The sequence below is a fragment of the Pseudomonas fluorescens genome (assembly GCF_902497745.1).
Lineage (GTDB): Bacteria > Pseudomonadota > Gammaproteobacteria > Pseudomonadales > Pseudomonadaceae > Aquipseudomonas > Aquipseudomonas fluorescens_BM.
The window spans coordinates 1-6,111 of the sequence record NZ_CABVHJ010000044.1 but is presented as its reverse complement, the minus strand read 5'-3'; the positions used below and the strand labels follow the sequence as shown (position 1 = coordinate 6,111).

Annotated in this window: 3 protein-coding genes and 1 pseudogene; 3 read left to right on the top strand and 1 reads right to left on the bottom strand. The window is 51.2% G+C overall.

The genetic code is table 11. The features are described 5' to 3' along the window. Positions 1–638: 638 nt before the first annotated feature. On the top strand, positions 639–1,736 hold the full coding sequence (locus tag F8N44_RS30940; RefSeq protein WP_150653007.1) for an IS630 family transposase: 1,098 nt from the start codon (positions 639–641) through the stop codon (positions 1,734–1,736). A gap of 315 nt (positions 1,737–2,051) precedes the next feature. Here F8N44_RS30940 and F8N44_RS30935 read toward each other — a convergent pair whose 3' ends face one another. Continuing rightward, on the bottom strand, positions 2,052–3,080 hold the full coding sequence (locus F8N44_RS30935) for an IS30 family transposase (RefSeq protein ID WP_150653006.1): 1,029 nt from the start codon (positions 3,078–3,080) through the stop codon (positions 2,052–2,054). Between the two features lie 512 nt (positions 3,081–3,592). Here F8N44_RS30935 and F8N44_RS30930 point away from each other — a divergent pair. Both F8N44_RS30930 and F8N44_RS30925 read left to right on the top strand, forming a co-directional pair. Continuing rightward, positions 3,593–5,251, top strand: a complete 1,659-nt coding sequence (locus tag F8N44_RS30930; protein WP_150653005.1) for a hypothetical protein — start codon at positions 3,593–3,595, stop codon at positions 5,249–5,251. Positions 5,252–5,405: 154 nt separating this feature from the next. Then, positions 5,406–6,111 (top strand): annotated as a pseudogene (locus tag F8N44_RS30925) (hypothetical protein); the annotation flags it as partial.

Below are 6,111 nucleotides of genomic sequence, written 5' to 3'. Positions count from 1 at the left end.
GGCGATGGTCAGCATGGCTGTGGAGAGTCGATGTTGATAGACGGTTTGTAGCTGCCGGCTGATAACCACCTTGAAACATGCCGTGAACACCACCACGGCACGGCATGGGTTACGGCTTACCCTATATAGTTTGATGGAAGATATGTAGTTTTAATAGCTTCAGCCCCATCGCTTCTGCCTAATATCAGAGTGCGTATGCCGCTTAGCAATTCTCGCGTGTTGGCAGCTACCACCCCATTATTGGTTCTGTAAAGAACAATCGGCCTCCCTAGTGCGTCCGCAAGCTTAACACCAAGTTCCGGGGCTGAAGTATGACAGGCAAAAACGTGTAATGGAGTGTCAGTTATTTGAAAAAGCTTCAAGCCGTAATCCTTTTCTACTTGCTTCAACCAATCAATTTCACCTAAAGGCACAACTTCTCGAGACTTGTTGACATACTTAAATACTCCAGGCGCTCCATGGGCAACCAATCCCGGTTCGCCGGTTTCGTTAAAATTGTCTGTATATCCCCCAACGTCATGGATCAGGGCACTTAGAGTATTAGGCTCCTTTGTTCTTCCTAGTGTGCTGTTCTCGAAATAAATTTCTCCATGCTTGCACTACACTTCAGGTGCCATTCCTACCTTGGAGAGTTCCTGGTGAGCGCTCTGGACATTACGCTTAGCCCCGAAGAATTTGCCGAACTGAGCCGTCGCGTACGTTCCGCCACCATCAGTCAGCGCGATGGCCGTCGAGCCCGCGTCATCTTGCTGGCAGCGCAAGGATCAACGCGAGAAGAAATCGTGCGATTGACAGGTTTCTCTCGCCCTACGGTCACCGACTGGTGCCAGCGTTTTCAGGCGCTCAGATTGGAAGGCCTGCTCGACAAGCCTGGCCGAGGGCGCAAATCCCCTCTGCCTGCTGACACGATCCGCCGCGTGCTCGAACAGGTCACTCAACCTCGTATCGGCGAGCCCCGCTGGAGCTGCCGAAGCATGGCCCGTGCCGCCGGCATATCAGCGACCACCGTGCATAAACTGTGGGCGGCCAATGACTTGAAACCTCATCTGACACGTACCTTCAAACTGTCGAACGACCCGCAGTTCGAGGAGAAATTCTGGGATGTCATCGGTCTGTATCTGGCCCCGCCAGACAAGGAGTTGGTGCTCTGCTGCGACGAGAAAAGTCAGGTGCAAGCCTTGGAACGCACACAGCCTGGGCTGCCTCTGGGGATCGGTCATATCCAAACAAAATCCCATGATTACACTCGCCACGGCACGGTCACGCTGTTCGCAGCGCTGGATTATCTCCAGGGCAAACTGATCAGTAGCATCGAGCGCCAGCACCGTCATCAGGAGTGGTTGGCTTTTCTCAAGAAAATCGACAAGGAAACGCCCAAGCATCTCCAACTGCATCTGATCGTGGATAACTATGCGACACACAAGCACGCAAAGGTGAAGGCTTGGCTGGCGAAACATCAGCGCTTCCATGTGCATTTCACACCGACCTCCAGCTCGTGGATGAACATGGTCGAGCGGTTTTTCAGGGACATTACCGTGTTCTTGCGCGACGGCAGCTTCGGCTCCGTACGTGAGTTGGAAAGCTCGATTACCGCCTTCCTAGCATTACGGAACGCACGACCGACCCGGTACGTTTGGAACGCAAAGGGCGATGAAATTTTGAGCAAGATACGGCGAGCACGCGAGGCGATGGAGACGCAGATGGAGGGGCAAGTTATTTCGAAAACAGCACACTAGCGCATGGTCATGCGGTTCTTCTGGGGGAGCCTAGATAATTTGGAAAAATCGTACGCTAAGGTTTTCCGATCAATCGTAGGCCCGCAGTTTGATCTGTTCCGCTCCTGGCTCAGCCCAAACCTACCGGTCTTCGCGGGTGCCACAGACGTAGAAGGTAGATGTAAGTGCTTGCAATCGAAAACGGCCATGCTTGCAATCAACGTGCTTTCAGGCGCGGATTAATTGCAACTGAAGCAGCCCCCCCCCCGTGCTCGCATTAGCTGCGACTGTGCTTGCATGCAGGGAGGGCGGATGCAGGAGCTGAGTGCAACACGGTCATTGAATTGAAGCCGGAGCATCATGGCGCATAGCGATGGCGTCGTGCATCACTTGGCTCATCATTTCGATGGGGCATTTAAAATCGAACCGTTTGCGGGGGCGCATGTTCAATTCCAGGGCGATGGCATCCAGTTCTTCCTGGCTGTGTTTCGACAAGTCAGTGCCCTTGGGTAGGTACTGACGGATCAAGCCATTGATGTTCTCGTTGCTGGCGCGCTGCCAAGGGCTGTGCGGGTCACAAAAACAAATGGCCACTCCGGTCTTCTGGGTGATTTCGGCGTGCTTAGCCATCTCCCGTCCCTGGTCGTAGGTCATGCTTTTGCGCATCGCCAGCGGCATGCAATTGAGCGCCGCACTGAAACCCTGCATGGCGGAAGTCGCGGTCGCATCGCTCATTTTTACCAGCATCAAGTAACCACTGGTGCGCTCGTCCAAGGTGCCTACAGACGAGGCGTTGGCCTTGCCCTTGATCAAATCACCCTCCCAATGACCTGGCATCAACCGATCTTCAATTTCCGGTGGGCGCACGTGGATACTCAGCATCTCGGGGATCTGCCAGCGCCGGTCCACACCCCCAGTACGCGGCATGCGAGTAGCCTTGCCCTGACGTAGACAGAGGATCAACTCCTTGCGCAGTCCGCCCACTGGCAGGGCATAGGCCGCGTTATAGATCGTCTCTCGGCAAACATAGGCATCTTTCAAACTGGGAATATTCATGCTGCGCAGCTTGCCGGCAATCTGTTCGGGAGACGAACGCCCACGCAACATATGAATCACCAAGTCAAAGCGCTCACTGCCCCGCAACAGCTTGCGCTGAGGTCGGCAGGGGCGACGGCGAACCCTCATAGAGTGCTGAGCCGTGTGGGCTGAGTAATTACCGCAACTCTCCCGACTACGCCACAACTCTCGACTGATGGTTGAGGGCGAGCGCTTAATCAAGAGGGTAATCCTGCGCAGGCTGAAGCCTTGGACGTGACCGAGCTGGATGGTCACACACTCTTTGACGCTGAGTTCGTGATAGGACATAGGGGCAACACCGTGTCGGAAAGGTCAGGTGTTGCACTCAGTTTCCGCGGCCGCCCAGTTACGGGTGATGCCGGTGAGGGTTCGGGGCCTACGAATAGGGCGGGTGAGTTCCAAGCTATTCTCAAATTGAATCAAGCAGCTCATGGGGTAGTTGCACAGACTTACCCATTTGTTTGCATTCGACCTGACCAGTCATTTGCAGCGGATTTGACCAGTACGCGTCCTGATCAAGGCCGGCAGAGAACTTTGTTAATAGTCTGACCTTCAAGCGTCGTGCGGAATAGGTCGAAAAGTACTGCGTTGAGGTATTTTGAGATGCCTGGATCAAAAGTATGAGATGTGGTAGGGAGTGCTTCCCTTGTTTTTTGATGATTATTTTGATGTGCCCAATTGTCGTGGTGCTGATGACGAAAAGGGCAGGGTCAGAAGTGCGTCGCAAAGAATGTTGGATTGTTCTGCTCGTTCTTGATGATCCAATAAATAACTAAAAGAAATGTGAAATGGAGTTACGTATGAGCGAACAATCTCATTCCCCTACCAACGCAGACGAAGTGCAATGGACCTCGTCTGGCGACATTACCATTACCTCGGATGGAGAAACCGAATCACAATCGCTATACAGCAACGGCTTCAACATGCTGAAGGTTTACGTGGATTTTAATGTATTCCACGGTGACGATGATATTACTGGGCAGATTACTCAGGATCTCTTAAACGCGAGTGTATCACTGATTAACTTTATGGACGAAGGAGAGGTTTATCCCTTCGTGCCGACTCCAACGATACGAGATCCGTCTCCAGAGTTGTCACCATGGCGCCAGGGGTTTGCCACTACGAGCAGGGAAAATGAGTTTACTGCTCGGCCTGGCGTAGCCAAAAATACTGAGATAAACGTAGGAGTCGGTAAGTCACGGGTGATTAAGTATCTATTATATAAAGGTGATATAAAAACAAGTCACCCGAAGATCGGCGTAAAAATAGTCTCGACGAGCGGTGCTGTAAACTATAGCAGCTACGCGCGCGGTGATGATAGTTCTCTCACCATTGATTTATGGGAAGGTATCACCTTTAAACCTGAACAGTTTACGGTTAAGGCTGCTAGTATGTCGCCAATGCCCAACGGGGCTTCTGACATCAGCACTCAGTTACCCCCCCCCGATGTGCCAAGTCAGATAAACTACTGGCGCCAGATAAACTTTACCATAACATTGGATAATACAGACGCTAAACTTCTTAGTTCGATTCCGACTTTGGGCTCATTTGCAGTTCCTAATGCTCAGCGCAAAAGAAATTCGTTTTGTACAGATCTATACATTTGGCCTGAGCGTACTGGGGATACTGAAGATATCCTCCCTTTTTGTATCAGCGGTATGAGCACATCAGTGGCGAGAATTGCGACCGGGCCCATTAATAAAATTGAGCCAGCTTCTAAAGCTGGAATCAGGGCGACGCTAATATTCAGGATGTGCACCAACATTGAAATATACTTTCCTGACGCTAGTGAAACCCTTATAACTATATTTGATGAGTATGGCAATAGCGGGACTTTTTTCGTCAATAACGACTTGCCTACTTATGTGGCCGCTACCCAAGCAACGCCAGCAACGCCAGCGACGATAAATGTTGAGTCATTCACCCCGTTCTCCTTGTACTGCAATAACGATTATAGGGACTTTAGGCCTTATACGCTTGTTAATACAAATGGCACGCTAGTCTTTTGTGAAGTAAATAATCTTGGTTTGGAAGCGCAGACCTGCAACAGTATACACTCAAGTGTTCGCGGGTACGCCATGAATATCCGACCATCCTTAGTTCCTAACGACCAGTTCATTTATCGGTTTTATCAGGTGCGTGATGGCAATAACATAGAGCTCAGCTTGGGTATTGATGCTGCTCTGACCATGCATCCTTACACTCTTGCGGGCAAACCGGGCGACCCTGACTCGCCGGACTCATCGCCATATACAGGATTCTTCCTATGGCCAGTATGGACGACCGGAGAATTGGCGATTTACTTAGCTACTAGCGGCCATGAATTCATTAAGGCGGGAACTAAAACCTCGGCGGGAAATTGGTTTTATGTTGAATATGATGGTAATCATGATTTTAATCTGGCTAATATCATGAACTTGCCGGCATATCGATGGAAGCTGCTTCCCGTTACGGACTAATGGCGTGCATCGGGAGCGTCCTAATTAAAAGCCGCTAATAGGCACTCCCGTAATGAAATTCGCTAGTCAATTAATTGATCAAAGCACTCTTGTGTGTGCAGTCATCTTCGCGACTCAAAGAGTGGATCTATTCAAATCACCGAGGGCAACGCTAATGAGCACCGTTTCAGATTTTTACAGTCAGGCCAGCAACTTTGTTAGCGCCGTGTCCGGGCAAGTCGATCCTCGCACCGGTCTCTTTGGCATTAATATCAATGCCGGCCACCTGGTAGCGAATAACCTGATGGGGCCGGCATTACCCATAACGCTAAGCTATTCCCCGATGAACACCGCGAATGTAGGCCTTGGCGTGGGGGTATCTTTCGGGATGTCAACCTACGAAGGCGACAGCCAGTCCGGGATGTTGACGCTGGGCTCGGGGGAGCGCTACCAGGTTGAAAACGGTAAGGTTCAGCAGAAAAAACTGGATAGTTTTCACTTCGACGTAACCGGGAACCGTATTTTTCATAAAGACGGGGGCGTCGAGATACTGAAAAAGATGGGTAAAGTGAGTGTCCCTTGTCAGATATTCAACTCGACGGGCCACTCCATTACGCTGACTTGGGGCAGAGACGACCGCGACAACGTGGTGCTGACCCGGGTCACTGATGAGACGCTTGGCCCGACGACGAAGGAAAATACAACACTGTTGTTCGTGAGGTATTCGAGCACCCGGGTTGATATGCAGGTGCTGCCAGGTCGAGATGAGGGATACAATGTTTCTCTCTTACTGCGGAACAGCTATCACCTGACCAAAGTGATCAGTGATGCGTCGGGAGCAGATAAGTCGTCACTCGAGTGGGCGATTGACTATACGAACA

Bases quoted from the DNA above. Each gene is read 5' to 3' on its own strand.
- F8N44_RS30930 (WP_150653005.1), top strand. From the start codon at position 3,593: ATGAGCGAACAATCTCATTCCCCTACCAACGCAGACGAAGTGCAATGG.
- F8N44_RS30935 (WP_150653006.1), bottom strand. From the start codon at position 3,080: ATGTCCTATCACGAACTCAGCGTCAAAGAGTGTGTGACCATCCAGCTC.